Genomic DNA, 26,352 nt, shown 5'->3' on the forward strand with positions numbered 1-26,352 from the left:
GAAGACGTGCAGTTGTTCGATCTGGGTTCGCGGCATCGGGAGATCCAGGTGACGGCGCGTTCCGTCGCGGCGCGGGTCGAGGAGTTCGCCGCCGAGGCCGACGAGTGCACCGAGCCGCATCCGGGCGTGCTGGCGGCGCTGCGCGAGAGCGGGCTGGCCTGCCTGGTCGTGCCCGCGGCGTACGGCGGGGAGAGCGAGATCCTGGATCCGCTGGCCATCGCCGTCGTGCGCGAGGCGCTGATGTACTCCTCGGCGCATCTGGACTCGATGTTCGGGATGCAGGGCGTGGGCAGCTACTCCCTGGCCGTGGGCGGCGGGGACGACCTGCGCGCCCGCTGGCTGCCGCGGGTGGCGCGGCTGGAGGCGATCGCCGGGCTGGCGCTGACCGAGCCCGGCATCGGCTCCGACCTGCGCGGCGTCACCACCACGGTCGAGGCCGCGGGGGAGGGCGTGCGGGTGAACGGCCGCAAGTCGTTCATCACCAACGGCGGCGCCGCCGACTTCTACTGCGTGCTCGGCAAGGAGGGGGACGGCTACTCGATGGTCCTCGTCCCGGCCGACGCCCCTGGGCTGACGGTGGCGCCGGGCAGCGAGCTGATCGCGCCGCACATCCTGGGCGAGCTGGAGTTCGCCGACGTGATCGTGCCGGAGGACCACCGGCTCGGCGTCCCGGGCAAGGCGTTCGCGCTGATGCTGCAGACGCTCGCGGTGTTCCGGGTGACGGTGGCCGGTTCGGCGGTCGGGCTGGCGCAGGCCGCGCTGGACGAGGCCGTCCGGCACGCCACCACCCGCGAGCAGTTCGGAAAGCCGCTGATGGCGCTCGGCGCGGTGTCGCAGAACCTGGCGCTGTCCTGGACGGAGGTCGAGTCGGCCCGCGCCGTCACCTACCGCGCGGCGGCGCTGGCCCGCACCGACCCGCTGGCCAGCCTCGACCGCTCCTCGATCGCCAAGGTCGCCGCCACCGAGGCCGCGGGCCGGGTGGTCGACCGGTCGGTGCAGGTCATGGGCCGGTTCGGGCTGGTGCGCGGTTCGAAGATCGAACGCCTCTACCGCAACGCCCGCCCGCTGCGCGTGTACGAGGGCGCCACCGAGGTGCTGCTCGACTCGCTGGGGCGGCGGCTCTCGAAAGGAGCCTCCTGATGGAGTTGGGGTTGCGGGACACGGTCGTGCTGGTGACCGGGGCCAGCCGTGGGCTCGGGGCGGCGATCGCCGTCGCGCTGGCGGGGGAGGGGGCGCAGGTGGTGGCCGCGGCGCGTTCTAAGGACGCGCTGGAAGAGGTCGCCGCCCGGGGCGGGGGGCGGATCTCGGTCGCCGAGGCCGACATGCGGGACGAGGCGTCCACGCTGGCGCTGGTCGACACCGTGGTCTCCCGGTACGGCCGGATCGACGGGCTGGTCAACAACGCCGGGATCGCGCCCGCCGGGAAGTTCGCCGACCAGGACCCGGCGATCTGGCGGGACGCGATGCAGGTCAACGTGATCGCGCCGATGCTGCTGGCGCAGGCGGCGGGCCGGCACATGATCGGGCAGGGCGGCGGCCGGATCGTCAGCGTCGCCTCCACCACGGGTGTGCGCGGCAAGCCCTACCTGGTCGCCTATTCCACGTCGAAGGGCGCGGTGGTCCGGATGACCGAGGCGCTGGCGGCGGAGTGGGCGCCCAGGAACGTCCAGGTCAACTGCCTGGCGCCGGGGGCGTTCAAGACCGACGCGCAGAGCGCGGTGCTGGAGTCGCCGGACCTGCTGCGGCGCCGAGTGGCGAAGATCCCGGCGGGCCGGATGGCCGATCCGGACGAGCTGGTGCCGCTGGCCTGCCTGCTGGTGTCGCCGCGGGCCTCGTTCACCACCGGCGCGGTGTTCGTGGTCGACGGCGGCGAGTCCGGAAAGCTGTGAGGGGCGAGATGATCATTGACGCGCACACCCATGTCTGGCCGGACGCGATCGCCCGGTCCGCGCTGGCCGGCAACCCGGTGCCCGGGCTGGAGGCCCGCGGCGACGGCACGGTCGGCGGGCTCACCGCGTCCATGGCCGGTACCGGCGTGGACCTCAGCTGCTGCCTGGGCATCGCCAACCAGGCCCGGCACGTCGACAAGGTCAACGCGTTCGTCGCGGGGCTGGCCGCTGAGAGCCGGTTCCCGTTCGGCACCGTGCACGTCGACCTGCCGGCCGAGGAGAACCTGGCCAGTCTGCGGCGGCACGGCGTGACGGCGGTGAAGATCCACCCGCTGTTCCAGGGCTTCGCGCTGGACGACCGCCGGCTGTACGAGATCCTCGACGGCTTCGGCTCCGACATCGCGGTGATCACCCATGTGGGGGAGGGCGGCGACGCGCGCACCAACGCGCTCTCCAGCCCGCGGATGATCGCCGACATCGCCCGGACCTTCCCCGGGCTGCGGCTGGTGGCCTGCCACTTCGGCGGCTACAAGATCTTCGATCAGGCCGAGGAACTGCTCTGCGGCGCGGACGTGGTGCTGGAGACCTCCTGGCCGCCGAGCCTGCGGCGGCTGCGGCCGGAGCGGGTCCGCGCGTTCGTGAAGAAGCACGGGGCGGAGCGGATCGTGTTCGGCTCCGACTGGCCGATGACCGACCCGGGCGAGGAGATCGCCGCGATCGAGGCGCTGGGGCTCACCGGCGCCGAGACCGAGCGCGTGCTCGGCGGCACCATGGCCCGGGTGCTGCGGCTCTGACTCACTGGACGTTCGACCACACGATCGGCGCGGCGAGCAGTTCCGGATACTTTCGCTCGGCGTACCGAACGTACTCCCCGATATGGCCGGTCATCGCCTCGAATGACGCCTCGGCATCGTGCGAGGCGATGGCCTCGTATATTCGCAGATGGGCCTTGTGAACGGCGCGCCGCCGCACTTCCGGATAGTCGATGCCGATCGCCGAACCGTCCAGGATTCCCAGCAGCGCCTCGACCAGGTAGCCGAACAGCGCGTTGCCCGAACCGCGGGCGATGACATCGTGGAAACGCTTGTTCTCCTCCAGGAAGACCACCTGGTCGGACAGCTGGTCGCGCATCGTGTCGACGCTCGATTTGAGGTCGGCCAGCTGCGCCTCGGTCATCCGTTCCGCCGCCAGCCGCGCCATCATCGGCTCCAGGCCGCCGCGGGCCTCCGCGATCGTGCGGAAGGGCGCGTTCTCGAACTGCAGCAGCAGGGTCAGCGCGGTGGCCAGGCTGCCCGCGTCCGGCCGCTGGACGACCGGACCGCCGCCCGGGCCGGGCTTGAGCGCCAGCACGCCCTGCAGCTCCAGAAAGCGCAGCGATTCGCGCAGCGTGCCCCGGCCGACGTTGTACTCCTCCAGCATCACCCGTTCCGGAGGCAGCCGGTCGCCGACGGTATTCCCGCGCCTGTTGATGTCGGCGACGATGCGCTGGGCGACCAGCATGGCCGTTTTCTGGGGGCGCATATTGGCCGGTGACATGATCTTCAACCTCCGGGCGGGTGTTGGCGGCCGGGCGGCCTCCGAAAATGATTATGCGGCACCGGAAATCAGCGGAGCGCGGAGATGACACCGCCGGTCGCCAGTTCCGCGAGTTCGTCCGCGCCGAGGCCGAGTTCTCCGGCCAGTACCTCGCCGGTGTGCTCGCCGATTTCCGGCACCCCTTTGTAGGACGGTCCGGCGTAGCCGTCCACGTGCAGCACCGGGCCCGGGGTCAGCGCCGGGCCGAGTACCGTGCCGGCCAGTTCCACCAGCGTCCGCTCGGTGAAGTGCGGGTCCCGGACGATGTCGGAGGCGTCGTTCACCGGTGCGGCGGCGACCTCGTGCTCGTCCAGGACCGCCAGTACCTCGTCGCGCGGCCGCGCCTTCACCCAGGCGATGACGATCTCCTGGAGCGCGTCGTTGTTGGCCATCCGCGCCGTGTTGGTGGCGTACCGCTCGTCGGTCTTGAGGTCGGGGCGCTCCATCGCGTCGAACAGCCGCATGGCGATCGTCTGGTTCGAGCCGGCGATGGACAGCCAGCCGCCGTCCCCGGCCTGGTAGATGCCGCGCGGGGACGCGGCGCCGGAGGCGTTCCCGTGCCGCTGGGTGATCTCGCCGGACGCGGTGTAGCGCAGCACGGCGTCGCCGAGGATGAACATCAGCGGCTCGTACAGCGCGATGTCGACCTCGCCGCCCTTGCCCTGGGCCTCGCGCCGGTACAGCGCCATGGCCGTGCCGAACGCCGCGGAGATCCCGGCGATCGAGTCGGCGAACCCGAACGGCGGGGCGGTGGGCGGGGTGTGCGGCCAGCCGTTGAGGAAGGCGTAGCCGCTCATGGTCTCGGCGACCGTGCCGAACCCGGGCCGCTCGCGGTACGGGCCGGTCTGCCCGAACCCGCTCACCCGGGTCATGATCAGGCGCGGATTGGCGGCGGCGAGGTCGGCGTGTCCGAGGCCCCAGTCCTCCATCCGGCCGGGCCGGAAGTTCTCGATGAGGACGTCGGCGGTGCGGGCCATCCGCCGGATCAGCTCGCGGCCCTCGGGCCGCCGCAGGTCCACGCCCACCGAGCGCTTGCCGGAGTTGAGCCGGGCGAAGCCGATCGCCAGGCCCTCGTGGGCGGGCTGCCACTGGCGGGCGAAGTCGCCGTGCGCCGGGTCCTCCACCTTGATCACGTCGGCGCCGAAGTCGCGCAGCATCCGCCCGGCCGTCGGCGCCGCGTACATGGAGCCCAGCTCGATGACGCGGACCCCGGCCAGCGGCGCGGCGGTGGAATTCGCTCCGGTCACGGGCGGATCCCTTCCTTTCATATGGATGGTGATCAGAGATTATCAGGAGAGCGCGAAGCCTTCGTAGCCCTTGGCGGCGACCTCGTCGCAGATCCGCCGGTAGCGGCCGACCCCGCCCACGTACGGCATGAACACCCGCGGCTTGCCGGGGACGTTGGCGCCCAGGTACCAGGAGTTCCCGACCGGGTAGAGCGTCTCCTCGGCGACCTCGTTCACGTGCCGCACCCACGCGTCCTCGTGCTCCGGCACGGCCTCGCCGCGGGTCAGGCCGTTGCCGCGCAGGTGCGCGATGAGGTCGCTCACCCACTCGACGTGCTGCTCGATGGAGACGACGACGTTGCTCAGCACCGACGGGCTGCCCGGACCGGCCATGAAGAACAGGTTCGGGAAGCCATGGGTGGACAGGCCCAGGTACGTGCGCGGCCCCGCCGCCCACTTCTCCCGCAGTGCCATCCCGTCCCGCCCCCGGATGTCGATCTTCAGCAGGGCGCCGGTCAGCGCGTCGAAGCCGGTCGCGAAGACCAGGACGTCCAGCTCGTGCAGCTGCTCGGCGGTGCGCACGCCCTCGGGGGTGATGCGCTCGATGGGCGCGGCCAGGGTGTCGACCAGCGTGACGTCGTCGCGGTTGAAGGCGTCGAAGTAGCCGATCTCCAGGACCAGCCGCTTGGTGCCGAACGGGTACCCGGTGGGGCACAGCCGCTCGGCCACCCGCGGGTCGCGCACCGCCTCCCGGATCTTGCCCCGGACGAACTCGGCGGCCTTCTCGTTGGCCGCCCGGTCGCGGGTGATGTCCCGGTACGCGGCCTGGATGTCCGGCCCGCCCTTGCGCCAGTACGACTCGAAGGTCTCCGCCAGCTCCTCGGGGGTCGCGTCCAGCGCCGACTCCTCGCGCAGCACCCGGTGCGTGCCGCCGGGGTGGTTGCGCGCCTGCTCCCGGTACTCCTCGAACCGCGTCTTGAGGTCGGCCGCGTACGCCGGGTCGAGCGGACGGTTCCGCGCGGGCACGATGTAGTGCGGCGTCCGCTGGAAGACGGTCAGGTGCGCGGCCTGCTCGGCGATCCGTGGGATGGTCTGGACGCCCGAGGAGCCGGTGCCGATGACGCCGACCCGCTTGCCGGCCAAGTCGACGCCCTCGCGCGGCCAGTCGCCGGTGTGGTGGCTCTCCCCGGCGAAGGTCTCGATGCCCTCGATCTCCGGGGGCTTGGCCACCGACAGCTGCCCGGTCGCCATGACCACGTACCGCGCGGTGACCCGGTCGCCCCGGTCGGTGGACGCGGTCCACGTCGCGGCGGCGTCGTCGTACTCCAGTCCCGTTACCCGGGTGTCGAAGGTGATGTCGCGGCGCAGGTCGAATTTGTCGGCGACGTGGTTCAGGTAGCGCAGGATCTCGGGCTGGGCCGGGTAGCGCTCCGTCCAGTCCCACTCCTGGACGAGCTCGTCGGAGAAGGAGTAGCAGTAGTCCACGCTCTCGATGTCGCAGCGCGCGCCGGGGTAGCGGTTCCAGTGCCAGACGCCGCCCACGCCGTCCGCGGCCTCCACCAGGTGCACCGCGCAGCCCATCCGCCGCAGCCGGTAAAGGGCGTACAGCCCGGCGAACCCGGCGCCGACGATGAGCACCTCCAGTTCGCCGGGCGGCCGGGCGGACATGCCGGTGGATGCCGAGGGGGTGTTCGCGCTCACTGCCATGTGCTCCTAGCGAAGGGGGATCGGCTCAGCCGCGGCGGCCGGCCTCGTAGACGCCGACGGGTTCGGACCACTGCCCGGCCGCGAACGGGGACTCGCCCGGCGCGCAGGTGTACCCCGCGTCGATCCGGAACGTCGAGCCGGTCACGAACGCCGCGTCGTCGCAGGCCAGGAAGGCGGCCGCCGCGGCGACGTCCTCGGGCGCGCCGGGCCGCCCCACCAGCGGGGAGCTGGTGAGCTTCGTGCTCGCGCCGGCCAGGTCGCCGGGGTCGCCCGCCACCAGGTCGGCGGTCATCGCCGACAGGATCGCGCCGGGGATGATCGCGTTCACCCGGATCCCGTGCGGCCGCAGCTCCGCCGCCACCGACTGGACCAGCCCGATCACGCCCGCCTTGGCGGCGCTGTAGGCGTGCGGCCCGACCCCGCCCATGACCCCGGCCGGGCTTGAGGTGGCCAGGATGCACCCGGACCGGCGCGGCTGCATCACCCGCGCGGCGTGCTTCATCGACAGCAGGACGCCGCGCAGGTTCACCGCGAAGGTGGCGTCCACGTCCTCGATCCGGGACTTGGCGATGGGGCCGAGCGCGCCCATGATCCCGGCGTTGGCGAACATGACGTCGAGCCGCCCGTGCCGTTCGACGGCGGTGTCGACCAGGCCGGCGACGCTGTCCTCGGTGCTCACGTCGCAGTGCGCGTAGCTCGCCCGTTCGCCCAGTTCGGCGGCCAGTGCGCGGCCCGGCTCCTCCTGGACGTCGGCGATCACGACGGTGGCGCCCTCGTCGAGGAAGCGCCGGACCGACGCGGCGCCGATGCCGCTCGCGCCGCCGGTGACGATCGCCACCCGCCCGTCCATGCGTCCGCTCATCGTGCCCGCTCCTCTTCCGGTCCGCCGGTCTCGTCGAGGGCCCAGCCGGTGGCCAGGTCGGAAGCGATCTCCGGCTCGATCGTCTTCTCGCGGAACAGCGGAACGTCCCCGGAGAGGTCCACCGTGTCGCCGTAGCGGCCCCAGCCGATCAGGGAGCGGTCGGCGCCGCGCCCGGTGAACAGGAAGTACGAGCGGATCCGCACCAGTCCCGGCTCCAGCCAGGCCGCCTCGGGGTTGACGATGAAGTGCCGTTTGGTCGCCCGGTCGCGGTCCAGGACCGCGGTGAAGAAGCCGGCGATCTCCGTCCGGCCCCGGTAGGTTCCGCGCGGCGTGCGGAGGACGCCGTCCGCGGCGAACAGCGCGGCCGCCGCCTCGGGGTCGGGACGGTCGAGGGTCGCGGCGTAGGTGTGGAAGAACCCGCGGGCCCGTTCCAGCTCCTCCAACCGGGTCAGTCGTGCGTGCAGATCGCTCCCTTGCATGGGCGCAATCATAATTACCATATTCATAGATTACAAGGATCGCCGTTCCCACGGGGCCGAGCCGAGCAGGTCCGCCAGCGGGACGCGCTCGGCGATCGCCTTCCGGCAGCGGGCCAGCGCCGCGGGCATGCCGAAGGCGACGCCGCCGGTGACCCGCCCGTCCCGCGAGTAGAACGCCAGCAGCCGACCCGACTCGGGCGACCCCGCCGCGAGCGCCGGCTCGTCGCCGGGATCGGGCAACCCCAGGCACTGGATCTTGGTGTCGTACTGGTCGGTCCAGAAGTAGGGGACCTCGGACGGCGCCGCGCGCTCGCCGGGCGGGGCGAGCAGGTTGCGGGCGACCAGGGCCGCGCCGTCCCCGGCGCTGGTCCAGTGTTCGAATCGGACCGTCCCCTCCCGGTACGGATGCGGCATGCGGGCCACGTCGCCGACCGCGAAGACGTCCTCCGCCCCCTCGGCCCGGCCGGTGCGGTCGCACAGCACGCCGTCGTCCAGCACGAGGCCGGACCCGGCGAGCCACTCGGTGTTCGGCACCGACCCGGCCGCGGCCACGACCAGGTCGGCGTCCACGTGCGAGCCGTCGTCGAGGACCACGCCGCTGCGGACGGCGCGCTCGACGCGGGCGCCGCAGCGCACCTTCACACCGCCGGCCCGGTGCAGGTCGGCGACGATCCCGCCGATCCGGCCGCCCAGCACCGCCGCCAGCGGCTGCTCGGCCAGCTCGATCAGCGTGACCTCGAGTCCGAGCGTCCGGGCCGCCGCCGCGATCTCGCAGCCGAGCACACCGCCGCCGACGACGGCCACCGTCCGCGCCGCGCGCAGCCCCGCCCGCAGGCGCAGGCAGTCGTCCCACGTGCGCAGGGTGTGGACGCCCTCCAGCCCGGCGAGCGCGGGCAGCTCGCGCGGCCGGACGCCGGTCGCGATCACCAGCCGGTCGTAGCCGAGCGTGCCGCCGCCGTCCAGGACGATCCGCCGGTGGGCGGTGTCCAGCGCGGTCGCCCGCACGCCGGTCCGGACGTCCAGGTCGAGGCCCGCGCAGGCGTCCCGGTCCTTCAGGAGAGGAGGGCCTTCGGGTTCCTGCTCGGCGGTGAGCGCGGCCTTCGACAGCGGCGGACGGTCGTAGGGCAGGTGCGGCTCGGCGGCCAGCAGCGTGACCGGGCCGCGATGGCCGCGCCGGCGCAGCCGTTCGGCGGTGCGCAGACCGCCGAGGCCGCCGCCTACGATCACTGTCCGATCGTCGTCCCGCATGCCGCCTCCGCTCCTTGACCACGCTCGCCGTCAGCATTACGTTGAGTTTCATTATCATGAAATAGTGCGGATCTGGGAAGGCCGGTGCGATGACGACCGAACGTCCGGAACTGTTCGTCGGGGGGCGCTGGGTCCCCGCCCGGAGCGGGGAGAGCGTCACGGTCCGCAACCCCGCCACCGGCGCGTACGTCGGCTCGGCGGCCCTGGCCGGGGTCGCCGACATCGACGCCGCGGTGGCCGCCGCACGCGCCTCGTTCGACTCGGGCGTATGGGCCGGGGCGTCGCCGCGGCACCGCTCGCAGGTGCTGCACAAGGCGGCCGACCTGCTGGAGAAGCGGGCCCCCGAGCTGGCCGTGAGCATCACCAGCGAGCTCGGCTGCCCGATCTGGTTCAGTGAGCGCGCGCACGTGCCCAACCCGATCCGGCAGCTGCGCTTCTACGCCGACCTGGCCCAGGACTTCCCCTACGACGAGGTCCGCGCCGACGGCGCCAACACCAGCATCGTGACGCAGGAACCGGTGGGCGTGGTCGCCGCGATCACACCCTGGAACGGTCCGCTCAGCACCCCGACCCTCAAGACCGCCCCGGCGCTGGCCGCGGGCTGCTCGGTCGTCCTCAAGCCGCCGCCGGAGACCCCGCTGACGGTGTACGCGCTGGCCGACGCGCTGCGCGAGGCCGGGCTGCCTGAGGGCGTGCTGAGCATCGTCCCGGCGGGCCGGGAGGCCGGGGCGCACCTGGTCGACCACCCGGGAGTCGACAAGATCGCCTTCACCGGAAGCTCGGCCGCGGGCAAGAAGATCATGGCCGCCGCGGCCGCCCGGATCGCCCGCGTCACCCTGGAGCTGGGCGGCAAGTCCGCCGCCGTCGTCTGCGCGGACGCCGACCTGGACGCGGTGCTCCCGGCGCTGCTGCCGATGGCGCTCATGGTGAACGGGCAGGCGTGCATCGCGCAGACCCGGGTGCTGGTCCCCAGAGCGCGCGAGACGGAGATCGTCGACGCGCTGGCCGGCGCGCTGCGCGGGCAGCGGGTGGGCGACCCGATGGAGCCGGAGACCATGGTCGGCCCGCTGGTCAGCGAGCGGCAGCGGGACCGGGTGGCCGGATACGTCGAGACCGGCCGCGCCGAGGGCGCCCGGGTCGTCACCGGCGGCGGGCGGCCGGTGCTGCCGCCGGAGCTGGCGGGCGGCTGGTTCGTCCCGCCGACGCTGCTGGCCGGGGTCGACAACGCGATGCGGGTGGCCCAGGAGGAGATCTTCGGGCCGGTGCTCGCCGTGATCCCCTATGACGGCGAGGACGAGGCGGTCGCCATCGCCAACGACTCCCGCTACGGCCTGTCCGGCTCGGTCTGGAGCGCCGACGAGGATCGCGCGCTCGGCATCGCCCGCCGCATCCGCACCGGGATGGTCAGCCTGAACGGGCGGCCGCAGGCGTTCGGCACCCCCTTCGGCGGCTACAAGGAGTCGGGGATCGGCCGCGAGATGGGCCCGGAGGGCTTCCGCGCCTACCTGGAGACCAAGTCGATCGCGGTGGGAGACCGATGACCGCTGCCGCCGGCGGCCTCGTTACCGCCGAACGGCTCAGGGCGTTCTTCGAACCGCGCTCGTTCGCGCTGATCGGGGCCAGCGACCGGTCCGCCTTCTCCAAGCTCGTCCTCGCGAACCTGGTGGACGCCGGGCACGGCGACCGCACCCACCTGGTCAACCGGCGCCAGGCGACCGTCCACGGCAGGCCCGCGCACCCGACGTGCGCGGCGATCGGGGAACCGGTCGACCTGGCGTTCGTGATGGTCCCGGTCGCCGCCGCGGTGGACGCCGTACGGGACGCGGCCGCGGCCGGAGCGCGCGGCGTCGCCGTGCTCAGCTCGGGGTTCGCCGAGACGGGCGAGGAGGGTCGCGCGCGGCAGCGCGAGCTGCTGGCCGTGGCCGAGGAACTGGGCCTGGTCGTGCTCGGCCCCAACGTGCTCGGCTTCGTCAACGTCGCCGCCGGGGTGCCGGCGATGGCGCTGAGCGACCCGCCGGCGGTGCCCGGCAACGTCGCGCTGATCTCGCAGAGCGGCGCCAGCTGCGGCGCCATGAAGGACTTCGCCGCCCTGGCCGGGGTCGGGCTCTCGCACGTGATCACCGTCGGCAACGAGGCGATGGTGACGGTCGGGCACCTGGTCGACCACCTGGTGGACGACGGCGCGACCGAGGCGATCGCGGTCTTCATGGAGGGCGTCCGCGAGCCGGCGGTCTTCGCCGCCGCCTGCCGCCGCGCCGCCGCCGCGGGCAAGGCCGTGGTGGCGCTCAAGGCCGGCCGCTCAGAGCTGGCCGCCCGCGCGGCCGCCTCGCACACCGGCGCGCTGGTCGGCGACGACCGGGTGGTCGAGGCGGTGTTCGGGCGGCTCGGCGTGATCCGGGTCGACACCATCGAGGAGATGCTGGTCACCGCGGGCGCCGCCGCGCACACCGGGCCGCTGGAACGGCCCGGCGTCGGGGTGGTGTCGATCTCGGGCGGGGCCTGCGACATCATCGCCGACCTCGCCGACGCGGCCGGTGCCGTGCTGCCCGAACTGGCGCCCGCGACCGTGCGGCGGCTGGCGGAGGCGCTGCCGCCGTACGGGCACGCGCAGAACCCCCTCGACATCACCGGCGCCGCGATCATGGACCCGGAGCTGTGGCGGGCGTCGGTCGCCGCCGTCGGCGCCGACCCGGGCGTGGGCGTGGTGGTCGCGGTCAACAGCCTGCCGTGGCGGGACGGTGCCCCACAGGAGAACAGGGCCTCCTTCTATGGCCAGAGGTACGTGGACGCGATCGGGAAGGGCATGCGCGAGTGCAAGGTGCCCGCCCTCTACCTGACGCAGGTCACCCAGCCGATCGGGGAGGCGGCGCGGGCGGTGCTGGAGTCCGGCGGCGTCGCCCACGCCGTCCCAGGGCTGCGGCTCGGCGTGGACGCGCTCGCCCGCATCGCCGCCTGGTCGGCAAGCCGGGCCTCGGACACGGCCGAACTAGGCGCCGGGCCCACGGTCCCGTGCGCGGTCGAACGGGTGCCGTTCTCGGAGGTGGACGCGCGCGAGCTGCTGGTATCGGCCGGGATCCCGGTCGTCCCGGCCTGGCACGTCCACTCGGGCGAGGAGGCGGCACGGGCCGCGGCCGGGTGCGGGTCCCCGGTCGCGATGAAGATCGTGTCGCCGGACATCGCGCACAAGAGCGATCTGGGCTGTGTCCGGCTCGGCGTGACCGCCGACCGGGCCGCGGCCGCGTTCGAGGAGATCATGGCGGCGGGCCGCGTCCCGGCGGCGGGCGGCGCGCGCCTGGACGGCGTGCTGGTCGCGCCGATGCGCGGCGGCGCCGACGGCCAACCGGCGGTGGAGTTGCTGGTCGGCGTCACGCGCGACCCGGACTGGGGCCCGATGCTCGCGGTCGGGCTCGGCGGGGTCTTCGTCGAGGTGCTGGACGACGTCGCCCTGACCCCGCTGCCCGTCTCGCCGGCCCGCGCGCGTGCGCTGCTGACCGGGTTGCGCGGCGCGGCGCTGCTGCGCGGGGTGCGGGGCGGTCCGGCCGCGGACCTGGACCGGCTCGCCGGAGTCGTCGCCGCCGTGGGGCGGCTGGCCGAGGAGCTGGGCCCGGACCTGGAGGCGCTGGAGATCAACCCGCTGCGGGTCGCCGGAGCCGAGATCGAGGCGCTGGACGTGCTCGTCGCCTGGCGTCCCTGACCCCCTCGCCGAGGGCTTTCCGGGGTCCTTGCGCGGGTCATTCGCCTGGTCAGCCGAATTGATGCGCATGAACTCTTGACCTCGGAGCCAAATCAGGCGAATGATGTTCATAGTCCGCTAGTGACCTGGGTCACCGGCGGGCCGTCTGATCCCGAGTGACGGAGGTGCCGATGCGTACGCTGCGAGCGGTCCGGGGCCCCAGGGGGGCACTGGCCGCGCTGAGCGCGCTGAGCGTGCTGGCCCTGTCGGCCTGCGCCGGGCCCACCACCGCCGACGTGCGGCAACGCCGCGGCGGAGACGGTCCGAGCGTCCCGTACGGTGCCACCAAGGAACAGTACCGGGCGGCCTTCGCCGACCTCCCGCCGCTGCGCCTCAACACCCAGAGCCCCTCGCCCAAGGGCTCGCCGAGCGGCAAGAACGTCGAGGACTACCTCAAGGCGATCACCGACTGGTCCGGCGGCAAGATCACCTTCGAGGTGGCCTACGCCAACGCCATCGCCCCGCCCGCCGAGATCGACGACGCCCTGCTGGACGGCCGGCTCGACCTCGGCCAGATCCTGCCGATCTACGAGCCGTCCGAATACCCGGCCAGCGCGGCGCTGGTCAAGTCCAGCTTCGTCTCCAACCAGGCCCCCCTCGCCGGCACGTTGCAGTCCAACGCCTGGCCCAACGAGGTCGCCTTCCGCAACCCCGAGATCCGCGCCGAGTACAAGCGCCGCGGCATCGTGCCGATCGTCCCGCAGTACGACTCCGGCGCCAACGCGCTGTTCTGCCGCGAACCGCGCCGCGACATGGCCGGGCTCAAGGGCATGGTCTCGGCCGCGGGCGGGCAGGCGCAGGCCGCCGAGATCGAGTCGCTGGGCGGATCGGCGGTCACCGTCCCCTACACCGAACTGTTCGAGGGCCTGCAGCGCGGCACCGTCGACTGCAGCGTCTCCAGCCTGACCGTCGGCGTGCTGGGCGGGTTCATCCCCTCCGCGCCGCACATCACCGTCGACCCGGCCGCGGGCCTGGCGCTGGCGCCCGGCGGGATGGCGATCAGCCAGGACGCGTGGAACGGCCTCCCCAAGGCCGCCCGCCAGCTCATGTGGGACCGCCTCGACATCTTCCTCGCCTCCAACATCCGCGACAAGATCTGGCCGAACATCGTCAAGGCGGTGACCATCGCCAAGAAGTCCGGCGGATCCGTCCAGCCGCTGGCGCCCGACGCCCGCGCCGCGATCGCCCGCGCCAACGCCGGGCTGCTGCGCGACCTCCGGCGCGACAAGACCTTCGCCGACCCCGAGGCCTTCGTGCGCGACGTCCAGGGGACCTCCGGGGCCTGGCTGAAGACGGCCCGCGGGTTCAGCCCGGCCGGCGACGTCGCCTACGCCGACTTCGACCGCTGGTACAAGCCCGGCAAGGTCGACCTCAACGCCTACGTCAACACCCTCTACAAGCAGGTCTTCCTGCCGCACCGGCCCTCCTGATCAGAGCCCCGTCCACTCCCCGCTCACCCCCGCTCACCTCTCACCCACGGTCCCGGCCCTGGCCGCCGAGCCGGTTCGGTGCCCACCCCTTCGCCCACCCCACCGGAGTCGCCATGAGCGCACCAGAGTCCCCGAACGCGGGGCGCAGGCGCGGTTTCGAGCTGCTGATCGAGGTGCCCGCGGTCGCGGTGACGTTCCTGATGATGCTGCACGTCACCATCAACGCCCTGCTGCGGACCTTCGCCGACGCCCCCATCTCGCACACCGTGGAGATCGGCCAGTACTGGTACCTGCCGATCATCGCCTTCCTCGGCTTCATCGCCGCGCAGCACCGCGGCCAGCACGTGGCCGCCGACCTGGTCTTCGAACGGCTGCCCGCCGCGGCCAAGCCGTACGTGCTGGCCGGCCTGATGGCCGTGTGCGCGGTGCTGGCCGCCGGGTTCTGCTGGTTCGGCCTCGGCGAGGCCCTGCACGCCTTCGACATCCGCAAGACCGCGGGCATCAGCTCGCTGACCGCGTGGCCGGCCTACTTCGTGGCGCCGCTGGCCTTCGGGGCGCTGACCGTCCAGTTCGTGATCGCGGCCGTCCGCGCGGCCCGCGGGCGCGGTGCCGACGCCGGGGCCGACGCTGAGGCGCGGGCCGAAGGGAGCCTGTCATGACCGAGTCGGTGAGCGTGGCCGGCGGGGTGGAACGCCCCGCCGCCGCGGCGGACGGCGCCCCGGGCGCCGGGAACGGGCGGCGCGGCCGGGTACTGCTGGCGATCACGATGCTGGTCGTGGCGGGCTCGACGGTCGGGACACTGCTCCCGCTGAAGCCGGAGGCCATCGGGGTCAGCGCGTGCGTGCTGATGCTGGCGCTGATCTTCCTGCGGATGCCGGTGGCGGTCGCGATGATCATCCCCGGGCTGCTGGGCATGTACGCGCTGCGCGGCAGCGACCTGGTGGTCAGCACGCTGGCCACGCTGCCGCACAACCAGGTGGCCAACTGGTCGCTCAGCGTCGTCCCGATGTTCATCCTGATGGGCCTGCTGCTGTGGAAGGCGGGCCTGACCGAGAACCTCTACACCGCCGGACGGCAGTGGCTGGGCTGGCTGCCCGGCGGCCTGGCGGTCGGCACCAACATCGCCGGCGCCGGACTGGCCTCGGTCAGCGGCTCGTCGGTCGGCACCACCTACGCGCTGGCCCGGATCGGCATCCCGGAGATGCTCAAGGCCGGGTACGACCGGCGGCTGGCGCTCGGCTCGGTCGTCGTGGCGGGGCTGCCCGGCCAGCTGATCCCGCCGAGCATCATGCTGGTGATCTACGCGGGCATCGCCGAGGTGCCGATCGGCCCGCAGCTGATGGCCGGCATCGGGCCCGGGATCCTGGTCGCCGTACTGTTCTCGGTGATGATCGTCCTGTTCGCCAAGCGCTGGGCGCCGTCGCCGGCCGCGGCGGCCGCCGGGGGCGCCGGGGACGCGCCGCCGGAGCGGGTCACCTGGGGCCGCCGGTTCGGCAGCCTGATCAAGATCTGGCCGGTGCCGCTGCTGATCGCGATCATCGTGGCCGGGATGTTCTCCGGCATCTTCACCGCCACCGAGGCGGGCGCGGCGGCCGCGGTGTTCGCGGTGCTGATCACCGCCGTCTGGCAGCGCGGCGGGGGCGCCTGGCGCGCCATCGCCGACGCCTCCACCGCCACGGTCAGCAGCGTCGGCGCCATCTTCTTCATGCTGATCGGCGTCGAGGTCCTGTCGCGGATGTTCACCCTGACCGGCATCAGCACCGGGTTCGCCCAGGTGGTGGAGTCGATGAGCCTGGACCGGGTGCAGTTCCTGCTGCTGATGACCGTCGTCTACGTTGTGCTGGGCACCTTCATGGAGCCGCTGCCGATGATGGTGCTCACCATCCCGATCCTGATGCCGACGCTGGGCGCGCTGGACATCTCCCTGCTCTGGTACGGCGTGTTCGCGGTGTTCATGGGCGAGCTCGCGGTGGTGACCCCGCCGGTCGGCATCCTGGCGTTCATCATCCACTCCATCACCAAGGATCCCGAGGTCAACCGGGGCCAGGAGATCGGCCTGAACGACGTGTTCAAGGCAGTCTGGTGGTTCATGCCGATGGCGATCCTGGTGGTGCTGATCCTGATCTTCTTCCCGGAGATCGCGACCTACATCCCCGAGCTGACCTCGGGCGGCTGAGAAGGGTCCGGACCGTCCCAAGGAGGCGAACATGACCACGAGCACGGGCTCCGGCACGGGTGAGACGAGGCGGGGCTGCCCCGTCAGCCACACCGAGTACGGCGACGACAGCGGGCTCCTCGGGCACTACGCGCTGCTGGACGCCGAGCGGGAGGCCGCCCGGTTCCACTTCAACGACACCCGTCCCCGCGGGTTCTGGATGCTGCAGCGGTACGAGGACGTCCTGGAGGGCTTTCAGAAGCACCGGACGTGGACCACCCGCGTCCGCAGCGCGCTCAACCCGGCGCCGGGCGTCCCGCTGCTGCCGCAGGACCTCAACGGCGAGGACCACGTCAAGCTGCGCCGCGTCGTCAACCCGTTCTTCGCGCCCGCGGCCGTCAAGCGGATGGAGGAGCTGGCGCACCGCCGCTGCGCGGAACTGGTGGAGGAGGTCCGGCCGAAGGGGTCGTGCGACTTCGTGGCCGAGTTCGCCATCCGCTACCCGACCGACCTGTTCCTGGCGCTGCTGGGGCTGCCGGTGAGCGACGGCGAGTTCTTCCTGCCCTGGTCGGAGACGCTGTTCGGCGGGTTCTTCGGCGGCGATCCGGCGGCGGCCGCGGAGGCCCGGGAGAAGATCCTGGCCTACTTCGACACCGCGGTGAACGAGCGCCGGGCCGCGCCCCGCGACCCGGCCGAGGACATGGTGTCGCGGCTGATCGAGGCGCGGATCGACGGCGAGCCGATCTCGCAGGAGGACATCCTCACCATCTGCATGACGCTCATGCTGGCGGGCCTGGACACCACCCGCAGCGCGCTCGGCTTCATGTTCACCCACCTGGCCCGGCACGGCGACGACCGGCGGCTCATCATCGACGACCCCTCGATCGCGCCGAAGGCGGTGGAGGAGTTCATCCGGATGTACCCGCTGGTCATCCAGGCCGGGCGGGAGGTGCAGGAAGCCGAGCACTTCCACGGCCTGGACCTGGTGCGGGGCGACGTGATGTGGCTGGGGATCGGGTCCGCCAACCGCGACCCGCGCAAGTTCCCCGACCCGGACCGGTTCGTCATCGGGCGCAAGGGCCTCAACCAGCACCTGGCGTTCGGCGCGGGCCCGCACCGGTGCCTGGGCATGCACCTGGCCCGGCTGGAGCTGGCCGCCGTCCTGAAGGAATGGCACGAGCGGATCCCGCACTACCGGATCGCCGAGGGCGTGGAACTGACCGAGCGCGGGGGCCAGCTCACGATGCCGACGCTCCCCCTCGAATGGGACGTCTGAACAGGAGGAACGGAACAGATGCGCATCTCCATAGCCGCGGACAAGTGCATGGGGCACGGCCGCTGCTACTCGGTGGCCGGCGACGTGCTGTCGGACGACGAGGAGGGCTTCGTCGCCGAACGGGGCCGGACGCTCGAGGTCCCCGAGGGGCTCGCCGCGCAGGCCGAGGAGGCGGCGGACGCCTGTCCGGAGGGCGCGATCACGATTCTCGACGCGTGATGCCGGGGCATCTGCGGGTCCTCGATCTGACCGACGAGCGGGGGCTGCTGTGCGGGCGGCTGCTGGCCGACCTGGGCGCCGACGTCGTCCAGGTGGAACCGGCCGGAGGGTCGTCCGCGCGCGCCGCCGTCCCCTTGTCCGGCGAGGTGTCGCTGTACTGGGAGACGTACGCGGCGGGCAAGCGCGGCGTCGCGTTCGACCTGGACGACAGGGCGGGCCAGGACGCCGTGCGGCGCCTCGCCGCCGCGGCCGACGTGCTGGTCACCTCCTATCCCGAGGAGTGGCTGCGCGAGCGCGGGCTGGACGCCGGGACCGTCCGGGCCGGCGCCCCGCACCTGGTCTACACGGCGATCAGCGCGTTCGGCCGCTCCGGGCCCAAGGCCGGATACGCCGAATCCGACCTGGTGGTGTGGGCGGCGGGCGGGCCGCTGGACCCGCACCGCGACGGCGACCGCCCGCCGCTGCGGATCAGCGTGCCGCAGGCGTTCGCGCACGCGGCGGCGGACGCGGCGGCCGGCACGCTGATCGCGGTCCTGGCCCGCCGCGCCACCGGCCGGGGACAGGTCGTGGACGTCTCGGCGCAGGCGTCCGTCGCCCAGGCCACCCTCGCCCGCGTCCTCGCGGACGCGGTCGGCGACGCCAACCCCGAGTGGCAGCAGCAGCCGCGCAAGCGGGTCGACCAGAGCGGGAGCGGTGCGGCCACGCCCAACTCGATGAAGAAGTGGCGCTGCCGGGACGGCCTGATCGAGCTGCACCTGTCGATGGGCGGCGCCGCCGGGGCGTTCACCAACAACCTCTTCGCCTGGCTGCGCGCGGAGGGGGCCGTGGACGAGCGCATCGCGTCCTGGGACTGGCGGGTCGTCCCAGACCTGATCGCCGACGGCGAGGTGGAACCCGGCGACCTGGAGGATGCGCGCGCGGCCGTCCGCGCCTTCCTGCTCACCAAGACCAAGGCCGAGGTGGTGGCCGCCGCCACCGAGCACCGCCTGCTGTGCATGGCCATCTACGACATGGCCGATGTCGCGGCCGGCCCGCACCTGCGCGCGCGGGACTTCTGGGCGGAGCTCGAGATCGGCGGCCGGCCGGTCCGGGTGCCCGGGCGGATCGCGCGGGTCGACGGCGGCGAGGGGCCCGTGGTGCGCGGGCGCGCGCCGTCCGTCGGCGAGCACACCGGCGACGTGCTCGGCGAGTGGACCGCCCGGGACCGCCCGGCCGTCCCACGCCCCGGCACTTCCGGCCGGCACGGGGAGCGTCCGCGGCACGCGCTGGAGGGGCTCAAGGTCCTCGACCTGTCGTGGGTGGTGGCCGGTCCGCTGATCGGACGGAGCCTCGCCGACTTCGGCGCGCGGGTCGTCCGGGTCGAGTCCGGCACCCGCGTCGAGACGGCCCGCATGATGCAGCCCTTCCACGGCGGCGTCCCGGGCCGGGAGAACTCCGCGCTCTTCGGCAACTGCAACGCCGGAAAGCTCGGCATGACGATCGACCTCAAGTCGCCGGAGGGGCGGGAGATCGTCCGGGACCTGGCCCGGTGGGCCGACGTGGTCATCGAATCGTTCTCGCCCGGCCAGATGGCCAAGTGGGGGCTGGACTACGCGAGCCTTTCCGCCGACCGTCCCGACCTGGTCATGCTCAGCACCAGCATCGCCGGGCAGTCCGGGCCGTGGGCGGCGCTGGCGGGCTTCGGGAACGTGGGGTCCTCGCTCAGCGGCTTCCAGAACCTCGTCGGCTGGGAGGACCGCGTGCCGATGGGGCCGTTCGGGCCGTACACCGACTACGTCGGCCCGCGCCTGGCGCTGGCGACGCTGCTGGCCGCGCTGGAGGACCGGCACCGCACCGGGCGGGGACGGTACATCGACCTCGCGCAGGTGGAGGCGGGTGTCTTCTTCCTGTCGCCGCAGGTCGCCCATTACGGGTACGACGGCACGATCGCGCGGCGGCGCGGCAACCGCGACGAGGCGCACGCCCCGCACGGCGTCTACCCGTGCCGTCCCGAGGACGGCCGGGACCGCTTTGTGGCGGTCGCGGCCCGCACCGACGCGGAATGGCGGTCGCTGGCCGGGGAGATCGGCCGCGCCGACCTGGCGGCGTACGGGCTCGCCGAGCGCCGCGCCCGCGAGGACGAGATCGACGAGGCGATCGCCGCCTGGACGGCCGGACTGCGCGCCGCCGACGCCGAACACCGCCTCCAGGCGCTGGGCGTCCCGGCGCACCTGTCGGCCTCCAGCGCCGACCTCGTCGCCGACCCGCAACTGGCCGCGCGCGGGCACTTCGTCCGGCTGGACCATCCGCTGCACGGCACCACCTGGGTCGAGGGGCCGCGCTACCTGCTGTCGGACACGCCCGGCGAGGTCGTCCGGCCCGCACCGACGCTCGGGCAGCACAACGAGACCGTCCTGCGGGACGTGCTGGGGCTGCCCGCGACACGCATCCGCGAACTGGAAGAAGGAGGGGTGCTGCGTTGAGCGCCGAGACGACCGCCGCGACCGGCGACTGGAGGGCCGAATGGCAGCCGGTCGTCGACGCGGTGGGCCGGGACTTCGCCGACGGCGAGACGGTCTGGGGGGCCGATCCGGTCGAACGGGGCGCGATCCGCCGCTACCTGGAGCCGCTGGAGTTCGACTGCGCCCTGCACACCGGCCCCGAGGCGGCGCGGGCGGCGGGCTTCGCCGACGTGACGATGCCGTACACGGGCGTGATCGCGTGGACGATCCCGGCGGCGTGGAACCCGGGCGAGACGCTGTTCGACAGCGCCGACCGCGACGCCCAGCCGGTGCGGACCGCGATCAACAACCAGGACATGGGACTCGGCCCGAAGACCACCGGCTTCTTCGGCACCGACATCGAGGTCGACTTCGTCCGGCCGGTGGTGGCGGGCGAGCGGATCGGCCGGCGCGGGCGGCGGCTGCTGTCGTGCAAGCCGAAGGAGACGGCCGTGGGCCGGGGCGCGTTCATGACCTGGGAGAGCGAGGTCGTCACCGAGGAAAGCGAGGTCGTGGCCCGGATCCGCATCGGCACCTACGCCTACGTGCCCAAGGAGCCCGAGGAGAACGAGTCATGAGCACGCGGTACTTCGAGGACGTCGAGGTGGGGGAGAGCCTGCCCGGCGCCGACTACCCCCTCACCGTGTACCGGCTGGTGATGGCCGCGGGCTCCAACCGCGACTTCAACTCCATCCACCACAACTCCGAGTACGCGCGCGGCACCGGCGCTCCCGAGATGTACGCCAACACCTCGTTCCTGCTGAGCGCCTGGGAACGCTGCGTGCGCGACTGGATCGGGCCGGAAGGCGTGATCCGCGGCATCCGCGGCTTCCGGATGAAGTCGTTCAACGTCGTCGGCGACACCATGCGGGTGCGCGCCGAGGTCGCGGCGGCCCGCGTCCAGGACGGCGCGGGAGTGGTGGAGATCGCCATCCGCTGCGAGAACGCCGCCGGCATCACCGTCGGCCCGGGAGTCGTCGAGGTGGCCCTGCCACGCACCGAACGAAAGGAGGGCGCGGCGTGACCCTGGAACGCACCGCCGCGATCGCCGGGCTCGGCATGACCGAGCTGGGCAAGGTCTACGGGCGGACGCCCGCCGGGTTCGCCGTCGAGGCGATCACCAAGGCCGCCGCCGACGCCGGCCTGGCCATGGCCGACATCGACGGCCTGCTCGTCAACCCCGGCGTCGGGAACGACACCGACCTGCGCCTGCAGTCGGCGCTGCAGATGCGCGACACGCGGCTGCTGACGACCGTCCAGGGCTTCGGGTCCTCGGCCGGGCAGATGGTGCAGTACGCCGCGATGGCCATCGCCGCCGGCATGGCCGACGTCGTCGCCTGCGTGTACGCCGACGCCCCGCTGAAGGAGGGCAAGAGCGCGGGCGCCTCCTACTCCGGGCAGAAGCGGGCGATGCGCGGCGTCGGCGCGCTGCCCGCCGCGGCCGGGCTGAAGGCCGCCCCCGAACGGTACGCCGTAGCGGCGCGCCGGCACATGGAGACCTACGGCACCACCAGCGAGCAACTCGGCGCCGTCGCGGTCGCGGCCCGGCAGTGGGCCGCCCTGAACCCGCTCGCGCAGAAGCGCGAGCCGATCACGCTGGACGACCACCAGAACTCGCGGATGATCGCCGACCCGCTGCGGCTGCTCGACTGCTGCCTGGTCAGCAACGGCGCCATCGCGGTGATCGTCACCAGCGCCGAGCGGGCCGCGACCCTGCGCCAGCCGCCGGTGCACGTGTGGGGCTGGGGCCAGGCGCACCCCGGCTACGTCAACCGCAGGGGCAGCGAGTTCGGGCTGGTCACCGGGGCCGCGCGGTCGGGCGCCGAGGCACTGAAGATGGCCGGTGTCGGAGTGCGCGACATCGACGTCCGGGAGCTGTACGACTGCTTCACCTACACCACGCTCGTGACCCTGGAGGACTACGGCTTCTGCGCGAAGGGCGAGGGCGGGGAGTTCGTCGCCGGCGGCGCGATCGCGCCCGGCGGCAGCCACCCGACCAACACCGGCGGCGGGGAGCTGTCGTCGTACTACATGTGGGGGATGACCCCGCTGTCGGAGGCCGTCATCCAGGCCCGCGGCCAGGGCGGCGCCCGGCAGGTCCCCGACCACGACCTGGTCATGGTCAGCGGCAACGGCGGCGTCCTGGACTTCCACTCCACCCTCATCCTCAGCCCGCACAAGAAAGGGCGCTCATGAGCCTGGCACCGGTGGTACGCGACGACGACTCCGCCGCCTTCTTCGACGGCGCCGCGACCGGCACGCTGATGCTGCGCTACTCGCCGAGCAGCGGCGAATGGTCCGAACCGGCCGCGCGGCTGTGCTCGGTCACCCAGGCCGACGACCTGGAGTGGCGGGCCGCCTCGGGCCGCGGCGAACTGGTCACCTGGACGATCAAACCCGGCCGGGACGCCGACGGCCGGCCCGCCGAGGACGCGGTGATCGGGATTGTGGAGACGGCCGAGGGCCCGTGGCTGACACTGCGGCTGCCGGACGTCGCGCCCGCCGACCTGCGGGTGGGGCTGCCGATCCAGGTGGACTTCGTCGTCCCGGAAGGCGGGGAGCCGATGCCCGTGGGCCGCGCCCGCACGAGCGAGGGAGCACCCCGGTCATGACCTTCCGCCATTACCGCGACCTGCGCGCCACGTTCGCCGACCGCGCCGACTGGGCGCTGCCCACCGTGCTGCGCCACCACGCCGCGCAACGCCCCGACGCCGTCTGGTTGGACGCCCCCGAAGAGGGCCTGACCTGGACCTACCGGCAGATCCTCGGCGAGGCCGAGACCGTCGGCCGGGCGCTGCTGGACGCGGGCGCGGGCAAGGGCGACCGGGTGGTGATCTTCGCCGCGAACTCCTCCCGCTTCATCCGGACCTGGCTCGGCAGCGCGGTCGCGGGACTGGTCGAGGTCCCGGTCAACACCGCCTACGAGCACGACTTCCTCGCCCACCAGGTCCGCACCGTGCGGGCGCGGCTCGCGGTCATCGACGACGTGCACGCCGAACGGTTCACCGCCGTCGCCGAAGCCGCCCGCGACATCCGCAAGTTCTGGGTGATCGACACCGGCCGCCAGGCCGAGGCGATCGAACTGCTCACCGCCGCCGGCTGGGAGGCCGCCCCCTGGGACGACCTGCTCGCCCGCGGCACCGCCACCCTCCCCGAGGTCACCCCCCGCGACCTCGCCGCCGTGTTCTTCACCTCCGGCACCACCGGCCCGTCCAAGGGCGTGGCCATGCCGCACGCCCAGATGTACTTCTTCGGCGACGAATGCGTCGCCCTCACCAGGCTGACCTCCGCCGACGCCTGGATGGCCGTGACCCCGCTGTTCCACGGCAACGCCCAGTTCATGGCCGCCTACCCGACACTGGTCGCCGGGGCCCGGTTCGTGCTGCGCAGCCGGTTCAGCGCCAGCCGGTGGATCGACCAGATCCGGGAGAGCCGGGTGACGGTCACCAACTTCATCGGCGTGATGATGGACTTCATCTGGAAGCAGGAGCACCGTCCCGACGACGCCGACAACCCCCTCCGCTGCGTGTTCGCCGCGCCCACGGCCTCCTCGATCCTGGCGCCGATGAAGGAACGGTTCGGCATCGAGGCGTTCGTCGAGGTGTTCGGGCTGACCGAGACCTCCGCCCCGATCCTCGCCCCCTACGGGGAGGACCGCCCCGCGGGCGCGGCCGGGCTCGCCGCCGACGAATGGTTCGAGGTCGCGCTGGTCGACCCGGAGACCGACGAAGAGGTCCCGGTCGGCACGATCGGGGAACTCGTCGTCCGCCCGAAAGTGCCGTTCATCTCCAGCAACGGCTACTACAACATGCCCGACCGCACCGTCGAGGCGTGGCGCAACCTGTGGTTCCACACCGGCGACGCGCTGCGCCGCGACGAGCAGGGCTGGTTCTACTTCGTCGACCGGTTCAAGGACGCGCTGCGCCGCCGCGGCGAGAACATCAGCTCCTACGAGGTCGAGACCGCGATCCTCAGCCACCCGGCGGCGCTCGAATGCGCCGTGATCGCGGTGCCCGCGTCCACCGAGGCAGGCGAGGACGAGGTGATGGCCTACCTCATCACCCGCGAGGAGGTCGCCCCCGAGGCGATCTGGGAATGGTGCCGGAACCGCATCCCCGGCTTCGCCGTCCCGCGGTACCTGCGCTTCGTCGACGAACTGCCCAAGACGCCGTCGCAGCGGGTGCAGAAGGCCAAACTGCGCGCTGCCGGGATCACCCCCGACACCCACGACCGCACCCCCGACCGCCGCTGACCGGGAGGCCCCCGATGCACCCGTACCGTTCCGTGCTCTTCGTGCCCGGGCACAAACCCGACTGGGCCCACAAGGCACTGCGCTCCGGCGCGGACGCGATCGTCCTCGACCTGGAGGACTCGGTGCCGCCCGAACACAAGGAGCCCGCCCGCGCCACCGTGCGCGCCACCCTCGCCGAACTGCGCGCCGCCGCCCCCCGGCTCGGGCTGTTCGTCCGCCCCAACGCCCTGGACACCCGGCTGACCGGCGCCGACCTGGAAGCGGTGACGGGCCCCGAACTGACCGGACTGTTCCCCCCGAAGATCAGGAACGCGGCCGACGTGCTGCGCTGGGAGACGCTGATCGACTGGTTCGAGATCCGCAACGGCGCCGCCGGACTGGAGATGATCGTCCCGGTGGAGATGGTCGAGGCCATCGCCGAATGCGACGCGATCGCCGGCGCCTCCCCACGGGTCGGCGCCATGATCGGGCCCACCTCCGAACACGCCGACATCGCCCGCGCCGTCGGATTCCGCTGGTCGCCCGAAGGCACCGAATCGCTGTACCTGCGCAGCCGGATCCTCCTGGCCTGCCGCAGATACGGCCTGCACGCCCTCACCGGGCTCTGGGAGGACCTGCGCGACCTGGACGGCCTGCGCACCTTCGCCGACTACGGCCTCCAGCTCGGCTTCCGCGGCCAGATCGTCATCCACCCCGCCCACGTGCCCGTCGTCAACGAAGTGTTCACACCGTCCGACGCCGAGGTCGCCCACTACGAGGCCATGGTCGCGGCCGTCGACGCGGCCGCCGCGGCCGGCGACGGCGCGGTCCGCTTCGACGGCCACCACATCGACCTCGCCCACGCCGAGAAAGCCCGCGACTGGCTCGCCCACGCCCGCCTGATCAGAGGGCGGTAGCGCTCAGAGATCGAACCACGGGATACAGGACACGTCGAAGAAGCCGTTGGAATCCAGGCTCGCCTCGACGATCTCGTGCCAGTTGCCGCCGTGCCGCGCGTACATCCACTCCACCGTCGGCCCCTGCGGACTGCCGTAGCGCGCCTGGTTGCGCTGATCCAGCTTCCGCACGTCCTTCACCTTCATCTTGCTGCGCACCAGCGACTTCGCCTCGTTCCGGCGCGGCACCATCGCCCGGGCGATCTCCTGCTCGGTCTTCCCCTGGATACGCATCCGATTGACGTCGACCTCCATCGACTCCAAGCGGTCCAGATACGCCTGCCGGACCTCGCAGCCGTGCACCCAGTCATCCGCCGGGCCCACCCCCGTCCACACGGAGAGCCCGAACAAGCCGGACAGCAGCAGGAGAGAGACCGCCAGCCGGCGCATGCGCAGTACCTTTCGTGACACGGGGGGTGACGCCGCCTACGGACAATGCCGCATACCGCCCCATCCGATCAACGGCGACCTAGTCATGTTGGCGCAGCAAGACGCCACTCGGGAAGCCCGCCCCGCCCCCGGACGAGTAGTTTTCCGGACTCAGCAGCGAACGCCTGGCTCCGACCGGGTTGGCCGGCAACGCCGTCCCGACCTCCCCCCGGAGTGCACTAAGCTCTCCTCAGGCAGGCCACCGGAAACGGCGGCCCCCGGGGCTATGGCGCAGTTGGTAGCGCGCCTCCATGGCATGGAGGAGGTCTGGGGTTCGAATCCCCATAGCTCCACTCGTCGGTGGGAGGAGTGTGTCCGCGGAAAGCGCGGACCGCTCCTCCTCGTCATGTTTATCGGGGGGGCGACCCCCCGAACCCCCCGATGTGGGGGCTCCGCCCCCACGCCCCCGTTGCGCGGGGCTGGGCTTGTTGGGCCGATGTGGGGGCTTCGCCCCCAC

24 protein-coding genes and 1 tRNA gene are annotated in these 26,352 nt (G+C 72.8%); 18 read left to right on the forward strand and 7 right to left on the reverse strand.

The features are described from left to right. Positions 1–6 precede the first annotated feature (6 nt). The 3 genes from ABD340_RS38790 to ABD340_RS38800 are packed head-to-tail and all read left to right on the forward strand — an operon-like array spanning position 7 to position 2,683. The gene (locus tag ABD340_RS38790; protein ID WP_344596045.1) at positions 7–1,140 is read left to right on the forward strand and encodes an acyl-CoA dehydrogenase family protein; all 1,134 of its coding nucleotides are present in this window, start codon (positions 7–9) and stop codon (positions 1,138–1,140) included. Then, the gene (locus tag ABD340_RS38795) at positions 1,140–1,889 is read left to right on the forward strand and encodes an SDR family NAD(P)-dependent oxidoreductase (RefSeq protein ID WP_344596047.1); all 750 of its coding nucleotides are present in this window, start codon (positions 1,140–1,142) and stop codon (positions 1,887–1,889) included. The genes ABD340_RS38790 and ABD340_RS38795 overlap by 1 nt, the downstream gene beginning before the upstream one ends. An 8-nt stretch (positions 1,890–1,897) precedes the next feature. Then, positions 1,898–2,683, forward strand: a complete 786-nt coding sequence (locus ABD340_RS38800; RefSeq protein ID WP_344596049.1) for an amidohydrolase family protein — start codon at positions 1,898–1,900, stop codon at positions 2,681–2,683. 1 nt (position 2,684) lies between these two features. Here the strand turns inward: ABD340_RS38800 and ABD340_RS38805 are convergent, their stop codons facing one another. The 6 genes from ABD340_RS38805 to ABD340_RS38830 all read right to left on the reverse strand — a co-directional run bounded on the left by ABD340_RS38805 (position 2,685) and on the right by ABD340_RS38830 (position 8,986). After that, a complete protein-coding gene (locus ABD340_RS38805; protein ID WP_344596050.1) occupies positions 2,685–3,425 on the reverse strand; it encodes a FadR/GntR family transcriptional regulator in 741 nt (246 codons plus the stop codon). 68 nt (positions 3,426–3,493) lie between these two features. Then, positions 3,494–4,711, reverse strand: a complete 1,218-nt coding sequence (locus tag ABD340_RS38810; protein ID WP_344596052.1) for a CaiB/BaiF CoA transferase family protein — start codon at positions 4,709–4,711, stop codon at positions 3,494–3,496. Between the two features lie 42 nt (positions 4,712–4,753). Next, entirely contained in the window at positions 4,754–6,391 is a 1,638-nt protein-coding gene (locus ABD340_RS38815) for a flavin-containing monooxygenase (protein WP_344596053.1), read from the reverse strand. A 31-nt stretch (positions 6,392–6,422) separates the two neighbouring features. Continuing rightward, positions 6,423–7,259: a glucose 1-dehydrogenase gene (locus ABD340_RS38820; RefSeq protein WP_344596055.1), complete on the reverse strand. Its 837-nt coding sequence runs from the start codon at positions 7,257–7,259 to the stop codon at positions 6,423–6,425. Continuing rightward, positions 7,256–7,738 (reverse strand): nuclear transport factor 2 family protein, encoded by a 483-nt coding sequence (locus ABD340_RS38825; RefSeq protein ID WP_344596057.1) that lies wholly within the window; start codon positions 7,736–7,738, stop codon positions 7,256–7,258. Before ABD340_RS38825 ends, ABD340_RS38820 begins: the two co-directional genes overlap by 4 nt. Positions 7,739–7,768: 30 nt before the next feature. Further along, positions 7,769–8,986, reverse strand: coding sequence for an NAD(P)/FAD-dependent oxidoreductase (locus tag ABD340_RS38830; RefSeq protein WP_344596058.1), 1,218 nt, complete (start codon positions 8,984–8,986; stop codon positions 7,769–7,771). An 89-nt stretch (positions 8,987–9,075) separates the two neighbouring features. On the opposite strand from ABD340_RS38830, the gene ABD340_RS38835 reads away from it, so the two are divergent. From ABD340_RS38835 to ABD340_RS38900, 14 genes are all read left to right on the forward strand, one after another. After that, positions 9,076–10,527, forward strand: a complete 1,452-nt coding sequence (locus ABD340_RS38835) for an aldehyde dehydrogenase (protein WP_344596059.1) — start codon at positions 9,076–9,078, stop codon at positions 10,525–10,527. Beyond that, positions 10,524–12,680, forward strand: a complete 2,157-nt coding sequence (locus ABD340_RS38840) for an acetate--CoA ligase family protein (RefSeq protein WP_344596061.1) — start codon at positions 10,524–10,526, stop codon at positions 12,678–12,680. Before ABD340_RS38835 ends, ABD340_RS38840 begins: the two co-directional genes overlap by 4 nt. Before the next feature lie 170 nt (positions 12,681–12,850). Then, positions 12,851–14,149 carry a TRAP transporter substrate-binding protein DctP gene (gene dctP, locus ABD340_RS38845; protein ID WP_344596062.1) on the forward strand — a complete coding sequence of 433 codons (1,299 nt, stop codon included), beginning with the start codon at positions 12,851–12,853 and terminating at the stop codon, positions 14,147–14,149. Between the two features lie 113 nt (positions 14,150–14,262). Beyond that, positions 14,263–14,808 (forward strand): TRAP transporter small permease, encoded by a 546-nt coding sequence (locus tag ABD340_RS38850; RefSeq protein WP_344596064.1) that lies wholly within the window; start codon positions 14,263–14,265, stop codon positions 14,806–14,808. Next, complete coding sequence (locus ABD340_RS38855; RefSeq protein WP_344596065.1) at positions 14,805–16,325, forward strand: TRAP transporter large permease; 1,521 nt, start codon at positions 14,805–14,807, stop codon at positions 16,323–16,325. The genes ABD340_RS38850 and ABD340_RS38855 overlap by 4 nt, the downstream gene beginning before the upstream one ends. Positions 16,326–16,356: 31 nt before the next feature. Continuing rightward, positions 16,357–17,580, forward strand: coding sequence for a cytochrome P450 (locus ABD340_RS38860; RefSeq protein WP_344596067.1), 1,224 nt, complete (start codon positions 16,357–16,359; stop codon positions 17,578–17,580). Positions 17,581–17,598: 18 nt separating this feature from the next. Continuing rightward, a complete protein-coding gene (locus ABD340_RS38865) occupies positions 17,599–17,799 on the forward strand; it encodes a ferredoxin (RefSeq protein WP_344596069.1) in 201 nt (66 codons plus the stop codon). Next, the gene (locus ABD340_RS38870) at positions 17,799–20,261 is read left to right on the forward strand and encodes a CaiB/BaiF CoA-transferase family protein (protein ID WP_344596094.1); all 2,463 of its coding nucleotides are present in this window, start codon (positions 17,799–17,801) and stop codon (positions 20,259–20,261) included. Before ABD340_RS38865 ends, ABD340_RS38870 begins: the two co-directional genes overlap by 1 nt. Beyond that, the gene (locus tag ABD340_RS38875) at positions 20,258–20,857 is read left to right on the forward strand and encodes an FAS1-like dehydratase domain-containing protein (RefSeq protein ID WP_344596071.1); all 600 of its coding nucleotides are present in this window, start codon (positions 20,258–20,260) and stop codon (positions 20,855–20,857) included. Before ABD340_RS38870 ends, ABD340_RS38875 begins: the two co-directional genes overlap by 4 nt. Beyond that, complete coding sequence (locus tag ABD340_RS38880; RefSeq protein WP_344596073.1) at positions 20,854–21,303, forward strand: hotdog family protein; 450 nt, start codon at positions 20,854–20,856, stop codon at positions 21,301–21,303. Before ABD340_RS38875 ends, ABD340_RS38880 begins: the two co-directional genes overlap by 4 nt. Then, positions 21,300–22,475: a thiolase family protein gene (locus ABD340_RS38885; protein WP_344596074.1), complete on the forward strand. Its 1,176-nt coding sequence runs from the start codon at positions 21,300–21,302 to the stop codon at positions 22,473–22,475. The genes ABD340_RS38880 and ABD340_RS38885 overlap by 4 nt, the downstream gene beginning before the upstream one ends. Continuing rightward, positions 22,472–22,891 (forward strand): Zn-ribbon domain-containing OB-fold protein, encoded by a 420-nt coding sequence (locus ABD340_RS38890; RefSeq protein WP_344596075.1) that lies wholly within the window; start codon positions 22,472–22,474, stop codon positions 22,889–22,891. Before ABD340_RS38885 ends, ABD340_RS38890 begins: the two co-directional genes overlap by 4 nt. After that, positions 22,888–24,531 carry an AMP-binding protein gene (locus ABD340_RS38895; protein WP_344596076.1) on the forward strand — a complete coding sequence of 548 codons (1,644 nt, stop codon included), beginning with the start codon at positions 22,888–22,890 and terminating at the stop codon, positions 24,529–24,531. Before ABD340_RS38890 ends, ABD340_RS38895 begins: the two co-directional genes overlap by 4 nt. Before the next feature lie 14 nt (positions 24,532–24,545). Then, positions 24,546–25,427 (forward strand): HpcH/HpaI aldolase/citrate lyase family protein, encoded by an 882-nt coding sequence (locus ABD340_RS38900; protein ID WP_344596077.1) that lies wholly within the window; start codon positions 24,546–24,548, stop codon positions 25,425–25,427. Between the two features lie 3 nt (positions 25,428–25,430). Here ABD340_RS38900 and ABD340_RS38905 read toward each other — a convergent pair whose 3' ends face one another. Next, on the reverse strand, positions 25,431–25,856 hold the full coding sequence (locus ABD340_RS38905; RefSeq protein WP_344596079.1) for a hypothetical protein: 426 nt from the start codon (positions 25,854–25,856) through the stop codon (positions 25,431–25,433). Positions 25,857–26,115: 259 nt separating this feature from the next. Here ABD340_RS38905 and ABD340_RS38910 point away from each other — a divergent pair. Continuing rightward, positions 26,116–26,188, forward strand: a tRNA-Ala gene (locus ABD340_RS38910). The last annotated feature ends 164 nt before the right edge of the window (positions 26,189–26,352 follow it).

Origin of the sequence: Actinomadura vinacea (genome assembly GCF_039532545.1) — a bacterium.
GTDB lineage: Bacteria > Actinomycetota > Actinomycetes > Streptosporangiales > Streptosporangiaceae > Spirillospora > Spirillospora vinacea.

Coding starts and splice junctions, on each gene's coding strand:
- ABD340_RS38795 (WP_344596047.1), top strand. CDS start 1,140: ATGGAGTTGGGGTTGCGGGACACGGTCGTGCTGGTGACCGGGGCCAGC.
- ABD340_RS38890 (WP_344596075.1), top strand. CDS start 22,472: ATGAGCCTGGCACCGGTGGTACGCGACGACGACTCCGCCGCCTTCTTC.
- ABD340_RS38825 (WP_344596057.1), bottom strand. CDS start 7,738: ATGCAAGGGAGCGATCTGCACGCACGACTGACCCGGTTGGAGGAGCTG.
- ABD340_RS38880 (WP_344596073.1), top strand. CDS start 20,854: ATGAGCACGCGGTACTTCGAGGACGTCGAGGTGGGGGAGAGCCTGCCC.
- ABD340_RS38805 (WP_344596050.1), bottom strand. CDS start 3,425: ATGTCACCGGCCAATATGCGCCCCCAGAAAACGGCCATGCTGGTCGCC.
- ABD340_RS38850 (WP_344596064.1), top strand. CDS start 14,263: ATGAGCGCACCAGAGTCCCCGAACGCGGGGCGCAGGCGCGGTTTCGAG.
- ABD340_RS38870 (WP_344596094.1), top strand. CDS start 17,799: ATGCCGGGGCATCTGCGGGTCCTCGATCTGACCGACGAGCGGGGGCTG.
- ABD340_RS38905 (WP_344596079.1), bottom strand. CDS start 25,856: ATGCGCCGGCTGGCGGTCTCTCTCCTGCTGCTGTCCGGCTTGTTCGGG.
- ABD340_RS38900 (WP_344596077.1), top strand. CDS start 24,546: ATGCACCCGTACCGTTCCGTGCTCTTCGTGCCCGGGCACAAACCCGAC.
- ABD340_RS38855 (WP_344596065.1), top strand. CDS start 14,805: ATGACCGAGTCGGTGAGCGTGGCCGGCGGGGTGGAACGCCCCGCCGCC.
- ABD340_RS38830 (WP_344596058.1), bottom strand. CDS start 8,986: ATGCGGGACGACGATCGGACAGTGATCGTAGGCGGCGGCCTCGGCGGT.
- ABD340_RS38835 (WP_344596059.1), top strand. CDS start 9,076: ATGACGACCGAACGTCCGGAACTGTTCGTCGGGGGGCGCTGGGTCCCC.
- ABD340_RS38840 (WP_344596061.1), top strand. CDS start 10,524: ATGACCGCTGCCGCCGGCGGCCTCGTTACCGCCGAACGGCTCAGGGCG.
- ABD340_RS38895 (WP_344596076.1), top strand. CDS start 22,888: ATGACCTTCCGCCATTACCGCGACCTGCGCGCCACGTTCGCCGACCGC.
- dctP (WP_344596062.1), top strand. CDS start 12,851: ATGCGTACGCTGCGAGCGGTCCGGGGCCCCAGGGGGGCACTGGCCGCG.
- ABD340_RS38860 (WP_344596067.1), top strand. CDS start 16,357: ATGACCACGAGCACGGGCTCCGGCACGGGTGAGACGAGGCGGGGCTGC.
- ABD340_RS38865 (WP_344596069.1), top strand. CDS start 17,599: ATGCGCATCTCCATAGCCGCGGACAAGTGCATGGGGCACGGCCGCTGC.
- ABD340_RS38800 (WP_344596049.1), top strand. CDS start 1,898: ATGATCATTGACGCGCACACCCATGTCTGGCCGGACGCGATCGCCCGG.
- ABD340_RS38820 (WP_344596055.1), bottom strand. CDS start 7,259: ATGAGCGGACGCATGGACGGGCGGGTGGCGATCGTCACCGGCGGCGCG.